Annotated in this window: 17 protein-coding genes; 10 read left to right on the top strand and 7 right to left on the bottom strand. The window is 64.8% G+C overall.

Features of this window, described 5'->3' with window-relative positions; translation table 11 throughout:
- Window positions 1-167 precede the first annotated feature (167 nt).
- From AC4FWB_RS14990 to AC4FWB_RS14980, 3 genes are read right to left on the bottom strand one after another with little or no spacing between them, the layout of a single operon-like run.
- Complete coding sequence (locus AC4FWB_RS14990; protein ID WP_491026921.1) at window positions 168-3260, bottom strand: efflux RND transporter permease subunit; 3093 nt, start codon at window positions 3258-3260, stop codon at window positions 168-170.
- Window positions 3260-4333, bottom strand: coding sequence for an efflux RND transporter periplasmic adaptor subunit (locus AC4FWB_RS14985; RefSeq protein ID WP_491026920.1), 1074 nt, complete (start codon window positions 4331-4333; stop codon window positions 3260-3262). Before AC4FWB_RS14985 ends, AC4FWB_RS14990 begins: the two co-directional genes overlap by 1 nt.
- A complete protein-coding gene (locus AC4FWB_RS14980) occupies window positions 4330-5385 on the bottom strand; it encodes an efflux RND transporter periplasmic adaptor subunit (protein WP_491026998.1) in 1056 nt (351 codons plus the stop codon). The genes AC4FWB_RS14985 and AC4FWB_RS14980 overlap by 4 nt, the downstream gene beginning before the upstream one ends.
- On the opposite strand from AC4FWB_RS14980, the gene AC4FWB_RS14975 reads away from it, so the two are divergent.
- Window positions 5306-5593, top strand: a complete 288-nt coding sequence (locus AC4FWB_RS14975) for a hypothetical protein (RefSeq protein WP_491027007.1) — start codon at window positions 5306-5308, stop codon at window positions 5591-5593. The two genes, AC4FWB_RS14980 and AC4FWB_RS14975, sit on opposite strands and share 80 nt — an antisense overlap.
- Window positions 5594-5688: 95 nt before the next feature.
- Window positions 5689-6966, top strand: a complete 1278-nt coding sequence (locus AC4FWB_RS14970) for a 4-aminobutyrate--2-oxoglutarate transaminase (protein WP_491026919.1) — start codon at window positions 5689-5691, stop codon at window positions 6964-6966.
- A 23-nt stretch (window positions 6967-6989) separates the two neighbouring features.
- Here AC4FWB_RS14970 and AC4FWB_RS14965 read toward each other — a convergent pair whose 3' ends face one another.
- From AC4FWB_RS14965 to AC4FWB_RS14950, 4 genes are all read right to left on the bottom strand, one after another.
- The gene (locus AC4FWB_RS14965; RefSeq protein WP_491026918.1) at window positions 6990-7301 is read right to left on the bottom strand and encodes a type II toxin-antitoxin system RelE/ParE family toxin; all 312 of its coding nucleotides are present in this window, start codon (window positions 7299-7301) and stop codon (window positions 6990-6992) included.
- Window positions 7301-7558, bottom strand: coding sequence for a type II toxin-antitoxin system ParD family antitoxin (locus AC4FWB_RS14960; protein ID WP_491026917.1), 258 nt, complete (start codon window positions 7556-7558; stop codon window positions 7301-7303). The genes AC4FWB_RS14965 and AC4FWB_RS14960 overlap by 1 nt, the downstream gene beginning before the upstream one ends.
- Window positions 7559-7890: 332 nt before the next feature.
- Window positions 7891-8121, bottom strand: a complete 231-nt coding sequence (locus tag AC4FWB_RS14955; RefSeq protein WP_491026916.1) for a ribbon-helix-helix domain-containing protein — start codon at window positions 8119-8121, stop codon at window positions 7891-7893.
- A gap of 38 nt (window positions 8122-8159) precedes the next feature.
- A complete protein-coding gene (locus AC4FWB_RS14950; RefSeq protein WP_491026915.1) occupies window positions 8160-9413 on the bottom strand; it encodes an NAD(P)/FAD-dependent oxidoreductase in 1254 nt (417 codons plus the stop codon).
- 427 nt (window positions 9414-9840) lie between these two features.
- Between AC4FWB_RS14950 and AC4FWB_RS14945 the strand changes: the two genes are divergently transcribed.
- From AC4FWB_RS14945 to rimI, 8 genes are all read left to right on the top strand, one after another.
- Window positions 9841-11157 (top strand): imelysin family protein, encoded by a 1317-nt coding sequence (locus AC4FWB_RS14945; protein WP_491026913.1) that lies wholly within the window; start codon window positions 9841-9843, stop codon window positions 11155-11157.
- A 58-nt stretch (window positions 11158-11215) separates the two neighbouring features.
- Complete coding sequence (locus AC4FWB_RS14940; protein ID WP_491026911.1) at window positions 11216-11527, top strand: (2Fe-2S)-binding protein; 312 nt, start codon at window positions 11216-11218, stop codon at window positions 11525-11527.
- Complete coding sequence (gene bfr, locus AC4FWB_RS14935; protein ID WP_059184973.1) at window positions 11493-11978, top strand: bacterioferritin; 486 nt, start codon at window positions 11493-11495, stop codon at window positions 11976-11978. The genes AC4FWB_RS14940 and bfr overlap by 35 nt, the downstream gene beginning before the upstream one ends.
- Window positions 11979-12107: 129 nt before the next feature.
- The gene (locus AC4FWB_RS14930) at window positions 12108-13586 is read left to right on the top strand and encodes a di-heme oxidoreductase family protein (RefSeq protein ID WP_491026909.1); all 1479 of its coding nucleotides are present in this window, start codon (window positions 12108-12110) and stop codon (window positions 13584-13586) included.
- Complete coding sequence (locus AC4FWB_RS14925) at window positions 13586-14665, top strand: imelysin family protein (protein ID WP_491026908.1); 1080 nt, start codon at window positions 13586-13588, stop codon at window positions 14663-14665. Before AC4FWB_RS14930 ends, AC4FWB_RS14925 begins: the two co-directional genes overlap by 1 nt.
- Window positions 14666-14669: 4 nt before the next feature.
- A complete protein-coding gene (locus AC4FWB_RS14920; protein WP_491026906.1) occupies window positions 14670-15776 on the top strand; it encodes a DUF1513 domain-containing protein in 1107 nt (368 codons plus the stop codon).
- Window positions 15777-15934: 158 nt separating this feature from the next.
- Complete coding sequence (tsaB, locus tag AC4FWB_RS14915; protein ID WP_491026905.1) at window positions 15935-16681, top strand: tRNA (adenosine(37)-N6)-threonylcarbamoyltransferase complex dimerization subunit type 1 TsaB; 747 nt, start codon at window positions 15935-15937, stop codon at window positions 16679-16681.
- Complete coding sequence (gene rimI, locus AC4FWB_RS14910; protein WP_491026903.1) at window positions 16681-17175, top strand: ribosomal protein S18-alanine N-acetyltransferase; 495 nt, start codon at window positions 16681-16683, stop codon at window positions 17173-17175. The genes tsaB and rimI overlap by 1 nt, the downstream gene beginning before the upstream one ends.
- The last annotated feature ends 34 nt before the right edge of the window (window positions 17176-17209 follow it).

Here is a 17209-nt window from a genome sequence, read left to right as displayed (position 1 = left end):
CTGTCCTGCCGGACATCTCCCCCACGGGTGGGGAGATTGGCTGTCATCACGGCTTTCGCCAATCTCCAGCGTTGGCGAGAGGGCGCGGCGCCGAGGCCGCTGATCTCCCCCCTTGTGGGGGAGATGTCCGGCAGGACAGAGGGGGCGCGAAGGAACTCGACCTTGCCTTAGGTCTCCGCAGCAACAACGGCGTCTTCCTGCGCGCCACCCCCCTCCCGCTTCGGCTCCTTGATCCTGAACCACGTCACATAGAGAGCCGGCAGGAACAGCAGCGTGATCGCGGTGCCCGCGATGATGCCGCCCATCATGGCATAGGCCATCGGGCCCCAGAACACTTCGCGCGCGATCGGGATCAGCGCCAGACTCGCCGCCGCGGCCGTCAGCGCGATCGGACGCATGCGGTGCTCGGTCGCCTCGATGACGGCCGCCCAGCGGTCTTTGCCCTCGGCGACGAGATCCTCGATCTGGACGATCAGGATGACCGAGTTGCGGATCAGGATGCCGATCAGCGCGAGCACGCCGAGGATGGCGACGAAGCCGAGCGGCGCGCCGCTGGGCACCAGAGCCGCCACCACGCCGATCAAACCGAGCGGCGCCACTGCCACCACCAGGAACAGGCGCTGGAAGCTCTGCAATTGCACCATGAGGATGGTCGCCATGATGAACAGCATCAGCGGCACCACGGCCGCGATCGGTCCCTGGCTGTTGGCGCTTTCCTCGACCGAGCCGGCCGTCTGCACCGAATAGCCCGGCGGCAGCTTGGCGATAAAGGTATCGACCGACGGCTTCAGCTCGTTGACGACGGTCGCCGGCAGCACGTCGCCGACCAGGCCGGCGCGCACGGTGATCGTCGGCGTGCGGTTGCGCCGCCACACCGTCGGCTGCTCGAGGTCATAGCGGAAGTTGGCGATTGCCGCCAACGGGATCGACTCCCCGGTGCCTGTCGGCAATTGCATGTTCTGCAGCGTCGAGATCGAGCTGCGGTCCGCCTCGCGCGAGCGCGCCACGACGTTGATCAGATAGGTCGCGTCGCGCACCTGCGTGATCGTCGAGCCGCCGACCGTGCTGTTCAGCGCGCTGGCTATATCGGAGGAGGTGATGCCGAGCTGGCGCGCCTTGTCCTGCAGCACGTCGACCCTCAGCACGCGCTGCGGCTCGTTCCAGTCGAAGGTTGGCGCGCCGAGCTTTGGATTGGCCGAGATGATGCCGGCAAACTCCTGCGCCAGCTCGCGCACGGTCTGGATGTCGGGTCCGCCGACGCGGTATTGCACCGGACGCCCCACCGGCGGCCCGAGCTCGAGCGGCTTGACGAAGGCGTCGGTGCCGACGAATTCCTCGCGCAGCAGCTTCTCCAGCGCCGGCTTGACCCGGTTGCGCGCCTCGATGCTCTTGGTGACGATGACGGTCTGGCCGAAATAGGGATTGGCCGGCTGTACGTCATAGGCAAGCAGGAAGCGCACCGCGCCCTGGCCGATATAGGACGAGAAGTGGTCGATGTCGGGATTGCCGACCAGCGCCCGCTGCTCGAAGCGCTCCATCTGGTCGCGCGTCTCGGCGATCGATGAATTCTGCGGCAGGTTCCAGTCGACGATCAGCTCCGGCCGGTCTGAGGGCGGGAAGAACTGTTGCTGCACAAGACCGAAGCCGGCGATCGATGCGGCGAACAGAAGCACGGTCGCGATGATGGTCAGCCAGTGGCGGCGCACCGACAGGACGAGCACGCGCCGGAACATCGAAGTGAAGCGTCCCGGCTGGTCGTGGTGCTTGGCCTTCATCGTCGCCGGCAGGATGGTGACACCGAGCAGTGGCGCGAACAGCACGGCGACAATCCACGACACCAGCAGCGACACCGCGATGACGACAAACAGCGTGAAGGTGTATTCGCCGGCAGCGCTCGAGTTGAGGCCGATCGGGATGAAGCCTGCCACCGTCACCAGCGTGCCGGTCAGCATCGGGAAGGCGGTCGAGGTATAGACATAGGTCGCCGCCTTGCGGAGGTTATCGCCGACCTCCAGCCGCGCCACCATCATCTCCACCGCGATCATGGCATCGTCGACCAAAAGGCCGAGCGCGATGATCAAGGCACCCAGCGAAATGCGCTGCAGCGAGATGCCGAGATAAGCCATGACCGTGAAGGTGATGGCCAGCACCAGCGGGATCGACAGCGCCACGACGAAGCCGGCGCGCAGGCCGAGGCTGATGAAGGAAACCGCGAGCACGATCGCCACCGCCTCGAACAATGCCCGTGTGAATCCCGACACCGCTTCCTCGACGATCACCGGCTGGTCGGCCACCAGATGCACGCCGACGCCCACCGGCAGGTCGGCCAGCACCTTGTTCATCTCCTCGTGCAGCGCCTCGCCGAACTGCAGTAGATTGGCGTTCGGCTTCATGCCGATGGCGAGTCCGATCGCGTCCTGGCCGTTGAAGCGGAACAAGGCCGTCGGCGGATCGACATAGCCGCGCGTGATCGTCGCCACGTCGCTCAGCCGGAAGAAGCGGTCGTTGACGCGCAGGTTGATGGCGCGCAGGCTCTCTTCCGAGGTGAACTGGCCGCCGACGCGCACGCTGACCCGCTCCGGGCCTGACTGGATGACGCCCGACGGCGTGATCGCGTTCTGCGCCTGCAGGCTGGCGACGATCTGTTGCTGGTTGAGGCCGAGCGCGGCGATCTGGCGGGAAGAGAATTCGAGATAGATCGCTTCGTCCTGGGCGCCGACAAGATCGACCTTGCCGGCGTTCGGCACCGTCAGAATCTTGGTTCGCACATCCTCGACATAGTCGCGCAGCTGGCGCGGCGTAAGCCCGTCGGCGGTGAAGGCATAGATATTGCCGTAGACGTCGCCGAAGCGGTCGTTAAAAAACGGCCCCTGCACGCCCTGCGGGAACTGCGACGCGATATCGTTGACCATGTTGCGCACCTGAAGCCAGGTCGGCACGACGTCGCGCGCCTTGGTGTTCTGCTTCAGGTTGACGAAGATCACGGTCTTGCCCGCTGTGGTGACGGATTTCGTGTAGTCGAGGCTGTCGAGCTCCTCGAGCTTCTTCTCGATGCGGTCGGTCACCTGGCGCACCGTCTCGTTGACCGAGGCGCCCGGCCAGTTGGCCTGGATCAGCATCGTCTTGATGGTGAAGGCGGGGTCTTCCTCGCGGCCGAGGTTGAGGTAGGAGGAGATGCCGGCCACGACGAAGACCAGCATGAAATACCAGACCAGCGAGCGGTGGCTGAGCGCCCAGTCGGAGAGATTGAAGCCTTTCATCAGACCCCTCCCTCCGGCACCTTGACTTTCTGGCCCTCGCTCAGGCTGTGCACGCCGGCGGTGACGATGCGCATGCCGGCCTCTAGCCCCGATGCCACCGTGAAGGTGCCGCCGCTCTTCGAGCCGACCTTGATCTCGCGCGCGCTCACGCTCGAGGACTGCGGATCGACGATCCAGACTTTCTCGGCGCCATCCTTTTCGAGCAGCGCCGATATCGGCAGCGTGATGGTCGGCGCAACCTTGGTCAAACGGGTCGCCGTGATCGTCGAGCCCAGCCGGAACGCCGGCGGCGGGTCGGTCAGCGTCAACCGCACGCGGCGGGTGCGGGTCGAACCTTCGGCCTGCGGCGCGATCTCGCGCAGCTTGGCTTCCGTCGTGATGGTGGGCAGCGACTGCAGGATGATCTGGAACGGCATGCCGACGGTGAGCTCGCCGGTCAACTGGTCGGGAATGTCGACCACCGCCTCGCGCGGATCGGTGCGCGCCACGGTGACGACGGTCTGCCCGGCCGACACCGTCTGGCCGACCTCGGCGCCGACCGCGGTGACGACGCCGTCGAAATCGGAAAACAGCCGGGCATAGCCGAGCTGCTCCTGCGACTTGGCCAAAGCGGCATTCGCCCGCTCGACCCCGGCCGCGGCCGCTTGCCTCGCCTGCTGCGCGGCATCGAAGACGGCTTGCGAGGTGTTGGCGGAGGCAAGCAACTGGCGCTGGCGGTCCTCGCTGGCGGCGGCATTGGCGAACTGCGCCTGGGCGTTCGACAAATCCGCTTTCGATGCCTGGACGGCGAGCTCGAGCGCCGTCGCATCGAGCGCCGCGATCGTCGTCCCCTTGGTGACGATGTCGCCGACCTTGACGTCGCGCGACACGACGCGGCCAAGCAGGCGGAAAGCAAGGTCGGCGCTGTATTGCGGTTCGACCGAGCCGGCGAAGCCGAAGGTCTCGACGGTCTTCGGTTCGACGACCATCGACAGCACCGGCCGGATGATCTCGGGTGGCTTCTCTTCCGAGCGCGAGCAGGCGGCAAGCGATGCGACGAACAGGAGCGCGGCAGTAAGCGGCAGCCGGTTCATTGGCTCACTCCTGCGATCTCGATCGTCTGGCCGGGACTGAGCAACTGCCCGCCCGCGGTGACCACGCTCTGGCCTTCTTGCAGCCCCTTCTCGACGACGACCACACCGGAATCGAAGGCGAGCACCTCGATCGGAGTCGTCGTCACCGCCTTGCTTGACGGATCGACGACCCAGACAGCCGGCTTGCCGGCGGTGGACGTCAGCGCCTGCCAGGGCAGCAGCACGGCCCTGACCGCCTTGGCGCTGACGGTGCCGATGACGGCGGCGCCCAGCGGCATGCCGGTGGGCGTGTCGGGGATGCCGACCTTGACCCTGATCGATCCCGACGCGGTGTCGACCGCCGGCGAGACTTCCCGCACCTTTCCCACTGCCCTGATCTGAGGGTCCGACAGCAGCGTGATCGTCACCGCCGGCGAAGAAGGTGTGCGGGCAACCAATGTTTCGTGCACGTTGAATACCGCATCGCGGTCGCCGTCCTCGGCGATGGTGAAGACGGTCTGCGCCGCCTGCACCACCTGTCCGGCCTCGACCTGACGCGCGGTGATCACGCCGGCGGCACCCGCCTTGAGTTCGGTGTAGGAAAGGTTCTCCCTGGCGTTGGCCAGAGCGCTTTGCGCGGCGTCGACGCTGCCTTGCGCCACTTTCAGCGTCTGGTCGGCGCTGTCGAAGTCGCGTCGGGTCGTGAAGCCTTGAGAAAGCAGCGTTTTTTGCCGTTGATAGGTGGCCGCGGCCTGGGTCAGCTGCGCCTGCGCGGCATCGAGGTCCGCCTGAGCCGAGCGCAGGTCGGATTCCTGTTCCTGTGGGTCGATGCGGGCAAGCACGGCGCCCTTGTCGACATGCTGGCCGACATCGACCAGCCGTTCGGCGACGCGGCCGCCGACACGGAACGACAGATTGTTGAGCGTGCGGGCCGCGATCACGCCGGTCAGCGAGGTCCTTGGCGCATAGTCTGCAAGCGCGACCGTCTGCGTAGTGACCTTCACCGGCAGCCTCTTTTCCGCAGCCTGCTGTTTCTGGCAACCGGCGACCGAAAGGGCGGCGGCGCAGGCCAACAACAAAAAGACGTTTGGACGAACTAAGGGCTGGAGCAGCGAAGACGGCAAGGTGGACGATGTCGCGTTCCTGCTCATGGTTCCCCTCGGCGGCACGTCGCGGATCAAAATGAGGATAGTCGATCGGCGGGAAAAGGAAATCATCTCTGCACGTTCATCGTCGGGCTGGTTAAGATCGGCCGGCGTTCGGGCAGGCCCAATCGACTGAGCCAATGTGCCGACTTGAGGAAAACCTGAAATAAGGTCAGAAGAGGCTTTGACGGCATCAAAAACAGAACGGGCGCCTGCCCGATGAGGGATGAGATGAAGAATTCAGCCATTTCCGAACGCAAGAACCAGTCGATCTCGCGCGGCGTCGGCATGACCACGCAGATCTACGCCGATCGCGCCGAGAATTCGGAAATCTGGGATGTCGAGGGCCGCCGCTACATCGACTTCTCCTCGGGCATCGCTGTGGTCAACACCGGCCATCGCCATCCGAAGGTGATCGAGGCGGTCAAGGCGCAGCTCGACCGCTTCACCCACACCTGCCACCAGGTCGTGCCCTATGAGAGCTATGTGCGGCTGGCCGAGCGGCTGAACGGCATGCTGCCCGGCAAGTTCGACAAGAAGACGGTCTTCGTCACCACCGGCGCCGAGGCGGTCGAGAACGCCATAAAAATCGCCCGCAACGCCACGGGCCGCCAGGCGGTCATCGCCTTTTCCGGCGGTTTCCATGGCCGCACCTTCATGGGCATGGCGCTGACCGGCAAGGTCGTGCCTTACAAGGTCGGCTTCGGCGCCATGCCGGCCGACGTCTTCCATGCGCCGTTCCCAGTCGCGCTGCACGGCGTTTCTGTCGCGGATTCGCTCGCCGCGCTCGACAAGCTGTTCAAAGCCGATGTCGATCCGGCCCGCGTAGCCGCCATCATCGTCGAGCCGGTGCAGGGCGAAGGCGGCTTCTACGAGGCGCCGCGCGATTTCATGACGGCGCTGCGCAAGATCTGCGACCAGCACGGCATCCTGCTGATCGCCGATGAGGTGCAGACCGGCTTTGCCCGTACCGGCAAGATGTTCGCCATGGAGCATCACGATGTCGCGCCCGATCTCACCACCATGGCCAAAAGCCTTGCCGGCGGCTTCCCGCTGTCGGCTGTCACCGGCCGCGCCGAGATCATGGACGCGCCCGGCCCCGGCGGGCTGGGCGGCACCTATGGCGGCAGCCCGATCGGCGTCGCCGCGGCCCATGCCGTGCTCGACGTCATCGAGGAGGAAAAGCTATGCGACCGCGCCAATGCGCTGGGCGCCAGGCTGAAGCAGAGGTTGGAATCGATCCGCGACGACGTGCCGGAGATCGTCGACATCCGCGGCCCGGGCTTCATGAACGCCGTCGAATTCAACGACGTCAAGAAAGGCCTGCCGTCGGCCGAATTCGCCAATGCGGTGAGGCTGAAGGCGCTCGACAAGGGCCTCATCCTGCTCACCTGCGGCGTCTACGGCAATGTCATCCGCTTCCTGTCGCCGATCACCATCCAGGACGGCGTCATGACCGAGGCGCTGGATATTCTGGAGGCATCGATCCGCGAAGTGCGGGCGTCTTAATCGAAATGGTCAGAGTGTCGGCTTCAACTATCCTTGGGCATTTTCCCTTCATCGAAAATGCCCTGGATGTCGCGTGAGCCGTGCAGAATGCGCTCAACACGCACGTCTTCGCCCTCGACGGTATAGAAGATGACATATCTCTGGAACGCGACGGAGCGCAGCCCGGGCCAGAGCTCCGAACGGGGAGCGCCACCACGCGGTGCATCCAAGATGGTGTCGCATCGCACTCGAAGTGCCGCTATCAAGCGGCGAGCGGCCGCCGGATTTTCAGCCTGGATATAATCGCCAATCTCTTCAATGTCCTGCACGGCGGCAGGCGCGAAACTGAGAGCCATTATTTACGGCTTTCAGCCGCGTATCTTTTCTCCAGCCGATCAAAAACGTCGTCGGCTGTAATAGCTGGTCCGCTCTCTACACCCTTGCGGATGTCCTCACGCAGTGCAGTAAGCTTCGCCTGCCGGTGCTCTTCACGTTCCTCCAGCAGGCGCAGGCTATCGCGCACAACTTCGCTTGCGCTGGCGTAGCGACCACTCTCGACAAGCTCGCGCACGAATGCCTCGTAGCGGGAGCCAATGCTGTAGCTTGCAGGCATGGAACAATCTTTCGCTCTATCCGAAATTATCAATTTATGATAAGTCGACGATGGGCTTTTGCCAAGGTTGGAAGCGGCCTCGCCTAGGGTCTGTTGAGATTCAGGTCAGGCCGCGCCGAAAATGGTGGCTTCCGAGAACCGGAGCGGAGCGTACTTTCTGTACGTGAGCCCCGGAAGCGCAGGAAGCCGCCGTTTGCAGGCCGGCCTCACCTGAATATCAACAGACCCTAAAACGCATTCCATTTCTGCTGACGGCCTGCCCGAGAGTGCGCCGTCAGGAACTCGGACTAGGCTGGAATATCCATCTTGGCGTGCAGTGCCCGTACGCCAGTCTATCGGCGCTGCGCTCGGCTTCGCAGAGCGGCGAAATAGTCGTCGTCAATCGGAGCCCCCGGCGCCGATGATGCGCCCTCGAGAAGCACGCCACGCAGAAGTTGACGATCCTGATCGTGGCGGATCAATTCACGCACATACTCGCCGCTCGCACCATAGCCGCGCTCCGTCACCTGCCGGTCGACGAAATGCTTCAAGCTTTCGGGCAATGAGATACTGATCGTGCTCATCCAGGCATTTTGTTGCGCATAGCAAAAATTGGCAATCTCTACGCGCTGGCCTTGGCTGGCTCCCTGTCCTGAAACGCCGCAAGCGCCGCCTTCAGCGCATCCGGCCCGCCTGCCACCGTCTGCGGCGCTGGCGAAAAACCGGCGCCGAGCATCTTGCGGCCAAGCATGTGGTCGGCCGGGCGGTTGACGGATTCGATGCCGAGCAGCCGGTTGCCGGCATAGTGGTAGATCGAGAACTTGTTGTCGGCGAGATCGCCCAGTACGACGTGGTGATCGCCGCCTTGCGTCAGCCCCACCATCTGCAGCTTCATGTCGCCGATATCCGACCAGAACCACGGCACCGCCGAGAAGGGCTCCGCATGGCCGAGGATCGTGCGCGCGGCAAGCCGCGCCTGGTCGGTGGCGTTCTGCACCGATTCCAGCCGTACGTCGGCGCCGGTGAACCAGTGCCGGTAGGAGGCGGCGTCGCCGACGGCGAGGATTTCGGGGATCGAGCTCTGCATATGCTGGTCGACGCGGATGCCGTTGCCGGTAGCTAAGCCGGCGGCTTCCGCCAATTCGACATTGGGCACCACGCCGATGCCGATGATCACCATTTGCGCCGGCAGGCGTTCGCCGCTCGATGTGATCGCGGCCGAGACGCGGCCGGCTTCGCCTTCGAGGCGGGAAACAGTGGTGCCGGTCAGGATGCGCACGCCCATCGCCTCGAGGCGCTGGCGCACATGGGCCGCGATCACCGGCGCAACGGCCCGGCCGAGCAGCCTGTCTACGGCCTCGACGACGGTGACCTTGCGGCCGGCCGCCCGTAGCGTCGCCGCGATCTCCAGCCCGATGAAGCCGCCGCCGAGGATCACGACGTCCTCGCTCTGCGCGCTGAGCTCGCGGATCAGCCGCGCGTCGGCCAGCGAGCGCAGCGACACCACGCCGGCCAGTTCCACGCCATCGAGCCTGAGCAGGCGCGGCCGCGAGCCGGTCGCGAGCACCAGCCGGTCGAAGGCAAGCGTTCCGCCGCCGGCGATCTCCAGCCTGCGCGCGCCGGTATCGATCCTGTCGATGCGCACGCCCGGTCGGTAATCGATGCTGTTGCCGGAATAGAAGGCTTCGCCGCGCAAAGGCTGCGGCTTCGCCTCGGCATCCTTGATGAAGGTCTTGGACAGCGGCGGCTTGTGATAAGGCAGCTCGTTTTCGTCGCCGATCAGGACGACCGGTCCGTGATAGCCTTCCTCGCGCAGGCTCGCGGCCGCCTGCACGCCGGCATGACCCGCACCGACAATGACCACCCCGTTCTTCATCGCAGTCCTTTTTGCCTTTGAAATCTAGGATCTTCCGCCAGGTGGCGATTGTCTGCCGCCGCCGCAAGAGCCATGGTCGGGGTCGCACCCAGAATGGCCGTCTGTCAATCCGGATGTTCGACAGTGCCATCGGCATAAAGTTGATAATTGCAGTTTAGAATAATTCTAAACTGTTGTTTCAATTGAATTTTCTCTGGCGAGCCAGTTGACTTCCAGCCGCTCCGCCGCTTTATGGAGGGCCGCGCTCCTAGCGCATTCCTTTGATGTCTGGGCCTTGAACCCTTTCGATTGGAGGCATTTCGGTGTCTTTTGCTGATTGGCCGCCGTCGCGCGGCGACCTTGCCTTTCCGGTCATTCGTGCTTGCGCTAGCGCCGCGCGCCGGCGGCCGCACGCCTATGTCATTGAATTTCTGAGGAGATGGGATTGATGAAAGCGATAATTTCGCCACGGATTGTTACGCCACGTTGGGGCAGCAGGCTGGCCGCGATCGGCGCCACCGCGGCGCTGACGGCCGCCGCGTTCGTGCTGCCGGCGAAGGCCGAAACCGACGCGAAGGCGGTCATCAAGACCTATGCCGACATTGCGCTGGCCAAGTATGAGGATTCGCTGACCACCGCGCAGGCGCTCGATAAGGCTGTCGATGCGCTCATCGCCACGCCCTCGGCCGAGACGCTCAACGCCGCTCGTGAGGCCTGGAAGGCGGCCCGCGTCCCCTACCAGCAGACCGAGGTCTATCGCTTCGGCAACAAGATCGTCGACGACTGGGAAGGCCGGGTGAATTCCTGGCCGCTCGATGAAGGCCTGATCGACTATGTCGCCAAGAGCTACGGCACCGAGTCGGACGAGAACGCGCTCTATACGGCCAATGTCATCGCCAACAAGGAGATCGAGATCAACGGCAAGAAGGTCGACGCCTCGAAGCTGACGCCCGAATTCCTCTCCGGCACGCTGCAGGAGGCCGGCGGCGTCGAGGCCAATGTGGCGACCGGCTATCACGCCATCGAATTCCTGCTCTGGGGCCAGGACCTGCATGGCACCGGGCCGGGCGCCGGCGAGCGTCCTTATACCGACTACGATCTCAAGAACTGCACCGGCGGCAATTGCGACCGCCGCGCGGAATATCTGAAGTCGGCAAGCGACCTTTTGGTCTCCGACCTGCAGGAGATGGTCAACAACTGGAAGGAAGACGGCGTGGCGCGCAAGAACCTCACCGACGGTGAGCCGAATGCCGGCATCTCCACCATCTTCACCGGCATGGGCTCGCTGTCCTACGGCGAGTTGGCCGGCGAGCGCATGAAGCTTGGCCTTTTGCTGCACGACCCGGAGGAGGAGCACGACTGCTTCTCCGACAACACCTACAACTCGCATCTCTATGACGCGATAGGCATCCGCGCCGCCTATCACGCCAGCTACACGCGTCTCGACGGCACCGTGGTGTCCGGCCCGTCGGTGGCCGATATGGTCAAGGCCGCCGATCCGGCGATCGACAAGGAGCTGTCGGACAAGCTCGACGTCACGGTCGCCAAGATGGAGGCGATCAAGGCGCGCGCGCTGGCCGGCGAGGCCTATGACCAGCAGATCGCCGAGGGCAATACCGAAGGCAACGCCACTGTGCAGGCGGCGATCGATGCGCTGATCGACCAGACCAAGTCGATCGAACGCGCCGTCGGTTCGCTCAAGCTCAACGCCATCGCCTTCGAGGGCTCCGACAGCCTCGATGCGCCGGATAAGGTGTTCAAGTAAGCGACGGTCCAGTACCAGCCACACGGCGCCGAATGGCGCCGTCAGCCAGAGCAAGTAAATGCTGATCTGCCATTGCAACATCATCACCGAAAAGGAGATCGAGCAGACGATCATCGGTCTGCTGGATGAAGATCCCTGGCAGCTTATTGTGCCGGCCAAGGTCTATCATGCCATGGGCAAGCGCGGTCGCTGTTGCGGCTGCTTTCCAAATGTGGTGGAAACGATCATTCGGGTCACCGAGAACTACCATGCCCGTTCAGAGGGGAGCGGCGTGGACATCGTTTCACACCTGGACCGCGTGAGAGGCTTGCGGGTCCAATACGGGAGCAGAACCCATGAAAGGCGAACCGCAGATCATCGAGCGGCTTAACGAAGCCCTGTTTCTGGAGCTTGGGGCCGTCAATCAGTACTGGGTCCACTATCGTCTGCTCGAGGACTGGGGCTACACGAAGCTGGCAAAGAAGGAGCGGGCGGAATCGATCGAGGAGATGCACCACGCCGACCGGCTGGTGGCCCGCATCATCTTTCTTGAGGGCCATCCGAACCTGCAGTCCGTCGCGCCGCTGCGCATCGGCCAGAACGTCAAGGAAGTGCTCGAATCCGATCTCGCCGGCGAGTATGACGCGCGCACCTCCTACAAGCGCTCGCGCGAGATCTGCCAGGAGGCAGGAGACTACGTGTCGATGAAGCTGTTCGAGGACCTTTTGTCCGACGAGGAGGGCCATATCGACTTCCTGGAGACGCAGCTCGACCTGCTTGCCTCGATCGGCGAGGAAAAATACGGCCAGCTCAACGCCGACTCGGCCAACGAGGCGGAGTAAGGACATGCGGGAATGCGGCGCCCCGTAAACCTTTTGCGCCGCACGCGGCGGGCCGAAGTTGATGGCCTGCCGCTCCAGGAGGACCTGCGATACCGGATTTGTCGCGGGGTTTTGCTCCTGCTGGCAATCATGCTTGCTACATCGACCTCAGCTGGCGAGCCGTCCGGTCTGCCGACCGGCCGCACCGATCTGACGCCGAAGGATCAGGCGCGGGTGCTGGCCGTCACCCGGCCGACCACGGATTTCTCCAAGCCCGAGCAGTTCGAGCTGATGCAGGGTGGCGCCGGCACATCGCGCAAGGACGTCAATCGCGACGTCTTCTCGCAGTCTTCCGCCAACATCACCTTCGAGGAACAGGCGACCTTCAAGCTCGGCAACGCGCTTTTCCGCAAGAACTGGGTGTCGTCGCCGTCGTCGACGCAGGCCTCCGACGGGCTTGGTCCGCTGTTCAACGAACGTGCCTGCCAGAACTGCCATCTGAAGGATGGGCGCGGCCGGCCACCGGAAGGCGGCATCGGCTCCACGTCGATGTTCCTGCGGCTGGCGCGCGATGCGAGCAATGCCGAAGAGAAAGCTGCGCTTGCCGACCACAAGGTGCTGAACTTCCCCGATCCGGTCTACGGCTCGCAATTGCAGGATCTTGCCGTTCCCGGCCTCAAGGGCGAGGGTCGGATGCGCGTCGAATATGCGCAAGAGAAGGTGGCGCTCGGCGACGGCCTCGTCGTTTCGCTGCGCAAGCCGATCTATGCGGTCGAAGGCCTGGCCTACGGCCCGCTCGATCCACGCACGACGCTCTCGCCGCGCCTGACGCCGCCGATGATCGGCCTCGGCCTGATCGAGCAGATCGCGCCCTCCGACATCCTCGCCCATGCCGATCCGGATGATCGCGACGGCGACGGCATTTCGGGCCGGCCCAACATCGTGCGCGACGCTTTGAGCGGCGAACCGACGCTCGGCCGCTTCGGCTGGAAGGCGCAGGCCGCGTCCATCCGTCAGCAGGCGGCCGACGCCTTTGCCGGCGATATCGGCATCTCGACGCCGGAGGTGCCGAAGCATTGGGGCGACTGCACACAGGCTGAGAAGGCCTGCCTCGCCATGCCGAACGGCGTGCAGCAGCGCCTGGGCGCGGCAGAAGCGCCGCCCCCGGTCATGGACCTCGTCACCTTCTATTCGCAGAACCTTGCCGTGCCGGCGCGGCGCGATATCGGCAGGCCTGACGTGCTCGCCGGCAAGAAGCAGTTCTACGAGATGGGCTGCATCTCCTGCCATACGCCGAAATTCGTCACCCTGCGCGGCAACAAGGCGCAGGCCTTCCAACTGATCTGGCCCTATTCCGACTTCCTGCTGCACGACATGGGCGAGGGTCTCGCCGACGGGCAGCGTGTCGGGGAAGCGAGCGGCAGCGAATGGCGCACCCCGCCGCTCTGGGGCATTGGCCTCACCGCGACGGTCAACGGCAACAGCTTCTATCTGCATGACGGCCGTGCGCGAACGCTCGCCGAGGCAATCCTCTGGCATGGCGGCGAGGGCCAGAAAGCGCGCGATCGCTTTGCCGGTGCTACTGCCGCCGACCGTGATGCGCTGATCAAATTTTTGGAGTCTCTCTGATGTCGAAACGCCTGGCAGCCGCGCTTGCCTTTCCCCTGTTTCTGGCCGCTGCATGGCCGGCCTCGGCCGCGGTCAAAGCCTCCGATGTCATCGGACGCGCGATCGACGGTTTTGTCCGCCCCGCCTATGCCAGCCTCAACGATCATGCCGCGGGCCTGACAAAGGCGATGCGCCAGCTTTGCGATGTCCCTTCCGAGCAAAATCTGGATGCGGCGCGCGCCGATTATTCGGCCACGGTCGACGCCTGGTCCGTGGCCGAGATCATCGCCTTCGGGCCGATCAAGGAAAACAACCGGCTGGAGCGCATGCTCTATTGGCCGGACCGCAAGAGCATCGGTCTCAGACAAGTGCAGGCGACGCTCGCCGCCAAGGACCCCTCCGCGACGGATCCGGCACAACTGGCGGGAAAGAGCGTCGCCATGCAGGGGTTGGGCGCGCTCGAATATGTTCTGTTCGGCGATGGCGCGGAGGTGCTTGCCAAAAAGGACGAACCCTATCGCTGCGCCTATGGCACGGCGGTCGCCGGCAACATCCAGGCGATCGCCGGCGAGGTCCGCGACGCCTGGAACAAGCCGGACGGCTTCGCCTCGCTCTGGGCCAATCCTGGACCGAAAAACCCGCTCTACCGCGACGGCACCGAAGCGGTGACCGAACTGGTCGGCGTTTTCATCAACGAGCTGGAGATGATCCGCGACGTTCGGCTCAAGGGTTTCCTTGGCGCCAAGCCGGACGCCGACAAGCCGAAGCAGGCGATCTACTGGCGCTCGCGGAACACGACGAACTCGCTGGCCGGAAACCTGTCCGGCATCGACCAGTTGTTCGAGGCCTCGACGCTCGGCGACGCGCTGCCCGCCGATGCGCGGTGGATGGCGGAATCCATCCACATCCAGCTCACCAATGGCGTGGCGACGGCGAAGTCCGTCACTGGCCCGATTGATAAGGCGCTCGCCGATCCGGCGCTGCGCGGCAACCTCGAGCATTTCGCGCTGATCACCTCCAGCCTCTCGACCCTGATCGGCACCAGGATGACCGCCGAGTTCGGCCTCACCGCCGGCTTTTCGTCACTCGATGGGGATTGATGCTGTGAGGACCTCACTCATCGACCGCCGCGATTTTCTGCGCGCCGCAGGTGCAGGCTTCGCCGCCGCCATGGCGCCGCGCGCCTGGGCGGATACGCTGGCAGTCGACGCCGTCTTTGCCACGGCCTTCGTCAAGCGCGGCGGCGGCTTCGGCGCCGCCGTGCTCTCCGAGGCCGGCAGGATCCTGCACACTGTCGATCTGCCGGACCGCGGCCACGACGTCACCTTCGATCCGGTGTCGAAGCGCTCGGTCGTCTTTGCCCGCCAGCCCGGCACCTTCGCGGTCGTCTTCGACCATGCCGGCCGCGAGAAGCCATTGACCATCGCCAGCGTCGCCGGTCGGCATTTCTTCGGCCACGGCGCGTTCTCGCCCGACGGCGCGCTGCTCTACGCCACCGAGAACGATTTTGACAACGCCGCCGGTGTCGTCGGTGTCTATGACGCGAAGGCGAAATTCAAGCGCATCGGCGAGTTCCCGACCTACGGCATGGGTCCGCATGAATTGCTGCTGCTCGGCGACGGCAGGACGCTGGCCATAGCCAATGGCGGCATCGAGACCCATCCAGACTATGGTCGCGCCGAGCTGAACATCGCGACGATGAAGCCGTCCTATACGCTGGTCGACCGCGTCACCGGCGACCTGATCGAGAAGCACGAACTGCCGCCGGCGCTGCACCAGCTCTCGATCCGCCACATGGACCGTGATCAGGCGGGCACCGTCTGGTTTGGCTGCCAGTATCGCGGGCCGGCGACCGACCGCCCGGCGCTGGTCGGTCGCGCCGCGCGCGGCAAGGAGCTAGAGCTTTTGGAGATGCCGCAGGACGTGCTCTCCGGCTTTCGCAACTACATCGGTTCGGTCGCCGCCAATCCTGCCGCTGGCACGGTCGCCGTCACCTCGCCGGAAGGCAATTCGCTGGCTGTGATCGATGCCGCCAGCGGGCGCGTGGTCGCGACCAGATCGCTTGTCGAGGTTTGCGGTCTCGCCCCGGACAGCGCCGACTTCATGGCGACGACCGGCGCCGGCGAGATCGTCGGCGGCGCCGGTGCCTCGCGTTCCGAGCCCGACTATGTCTGGGACAACCACATGCTGCGCATCGCGGCCACGGCGTGACAGCCGGCAAGGCTGGCCTTGGTGTTACGCGGAAGCAAAGCCGCTTAACATTTATGCGGCCTGGCCCTTGCAGTGGCCGGCCATGCCGGGCACAGGGAAGGCGTTTCGATCCAGTGCGTTAACCGGCCACATGAAGCTACCCGTATGAAGCTGCCTGCATGAAATTGCTTGCCATCGACTGCGCCGCCAATCTCTGTGCCGCCTGCGTCTATGACGCGGGCGCGGGCATCGAGCTTGGCCGGCAGGCGCTCGATCTGGGCAAAGGCCATGCCGAGCATCTGATGGCCGTCATCGAGACTGCCCTGAAGGCCAGCGGGATCGGTTACCGAGGCTTGGGTGCCGTCGCCGTCTCGATCGGACCGGGTTCCTTTACCGGCCTGCGCGTCGGCGTGTCCACCGCGCGCGGCCTGGCTTTGGCATTGAAGATCCCGGCCATCGGCGTGACGACACTGGAAGCGCTGGCGGCGGAAGCCGCGAATGCCTTTCCCGGCCGCCCCGTGCTTGCCGCGCTCGATGCCGGCCGCGAGGAGTTCCATGCGGCTCTTTTCGACAAAGCGTTAGTTTTGACTTACGGTCCCGCGGTGGCCACGCTTTCCGAAGCGGCCGCAATGGCAGTCAAGGCGATCGCGGTTCTAGCCGGCACCGCCGCGCCGCAGATTGCCGCGGCAGCAGGACCTGCCTTCGACATCGGGCCGGTCGCCGCCACGGCGGACATTGCGACCTACGCCAGGCTCGCCGCCGCCAAGGGACCAGGCGAAAAGCCGAAGCCGCTTTATCTGCGCGGTGCCGACGCCAAGCCGCAGGCTGGCTTCATTCTGCCGAGACAGGACCAGCCGAAAGGCCATGGTCCGGAAAAACAGGGCCTGAACCCCCAAAAGCGGGGTTCAGGAGAAAAAGAGTCCTGATGCGCATACCTTTTCTTCAGCCGCGTCGCAGGGACTATGCGCTTGAGCCGCTGACGGTTGCCGACAGTGCCTCCGTCTCGGTCTTGCACCGCGAGGATTTTGTCCGCCCCTGGACCGACGGCGAGTTCGCAGCACTCCTCGAACAGGACACCGTGTTCGGCTACGCCGCGCGCGAGACCGGGCAGGGAGCGAAGCCTCCGGTCGGCTTCGTGCTGGCGCGTCTGGCGGCCGGCGAGGGCGAGATACTGACAGTCGCGGTCGCTCGCGCGCATCGCCGCCAGGGGCTCGGCTGGCAATTGATGGACGCTGTGCTGCGCGAATTGCACGCGCAGCGCGCCGAGGCGCTCTTCCTCGAGGTCGACGAGACCAATGCGCCGGCGATCGCGCTCTACCGCAGGCTCGGCTTTCGCCAGGTCGGCCAGCGTCCGAACTACTACCGGTCGACCGAGCACGGCCCCACCGGCGCGCTTGTCATGCGCCGCGATCTTCGCTAGCCAGACCCGCGCATGATCCCGAAAATCGGGACCG

This window comes from Mesorhizobium sp. LEGMi-168a (assembly GCF_058312955.1).
This window is presented reverse-complemented; position numbering and strand designations above follow the sequence as displayed.

Excerpts from the sequence above, each read along its gene's own strand:
- AC4FWB_RS14990 (WP_491026921.1), bottom strand. The coding sequence starts at position 3,260 with ATGAAAGGCTTCAATCTCTCCGACTGGGCGCTCAGCCACCGCTCGCTG.
- AC4FWB_RS14985 (WP_491026920.1), bottom strand. The coding sequence starts at position 4,333 with ATGAACCGGCTGCCGCTTACTGCCGCGCTCCTGTTCGTCGCATCGCTT.
- AC4FWB_RS14970 (WP_491026919.1), top strand. The coding sequence starts at position 5,689 with ATGAAGAATTCAGCCATTTCCGAACGCAAGAACCAGTCGATCTCGCGC.
- AC4FWB_RS14965 (WP_491026918.1), bottom strand. The coding sequence starts at position 7,301 with ATGGCTCTCAGTTTCGCGCCTGCCGCCGTGCAGGACATTGAAGAGATT.
- AC4FWB_RS14960 (WP_491026917.1), bottom strand. The coding sequence starts at position 7,558 with ATGCCTGCAAGCTACAGCATTGGCTCCCGCTACGAGGCATTCGTGCGC.
- AC4FWB_RS14955 (WP_491026916.1), bottom strand. The coding sequence starts at position 8,121 with ATGAGCACGATCAGTATCTCATTGCCCGAAAGCTTGAAGCATTTCGTC.
- AC4FWB_RS14950 (WP_491026915.1), bottom strand. The coding sequence starts at position 9,413 with ATGAAGAACGGGGTGGTCATTGTCGGTGCGGGTCATGCCGGCGTGCAG.
- AC4FWB_RS14945 (WP_491026913.1), top strand. The coding sequence starts at position 9,841 with ATGAAAGCGATAATTTCGCCACGGATTGTTACGCCACGTTGGGGCAGC.
- AC4FWB_RS14940 (WP_491026911.1), top strand. The coding sequence starts at position 11,216 with ATGCTGATCTGCCATTGCAACATCATCACCGAAAAGGAGATCGAGCAG.
- bfr (WP_059184973.1), top strand. The coding sequence starts at position 11,493 with ATGAAAGGCGAACCGCAGATCATCGAGCGGCTTAACGAAGCCCTGTTT.
- AC4FWB_RS14930 (WP_491026909.1), top strand. The coding sequence starts at position 12,108 with ATGCTTGCTACATCGACCTCAGCTGGCGAGCCGTCCGGTCTGCCGACC.
- AC4FWB_RS14925 (WP_491026908.1), top strand. The coding sequence starts at position 13,586 with ATGTCGAAACGCCTGGCAGCCGCGCTTGCCTTTCCCCTGTTTCTGGCC.
- tsaB (WP_491026905.1), top strand. The coding sequence starts at position 15,935 with ATGAAATTGCTTGCCATCGACTGCGCCGCCAATCTCTGTGCCGCCTGC.
- rimI (WP_491026903.1), top strand. The coding sequence starts at position 16,681 with ATGCGCATACCTTTTCTTCAGCCGCGTCGCAGGGACTATGCGCTTGAG.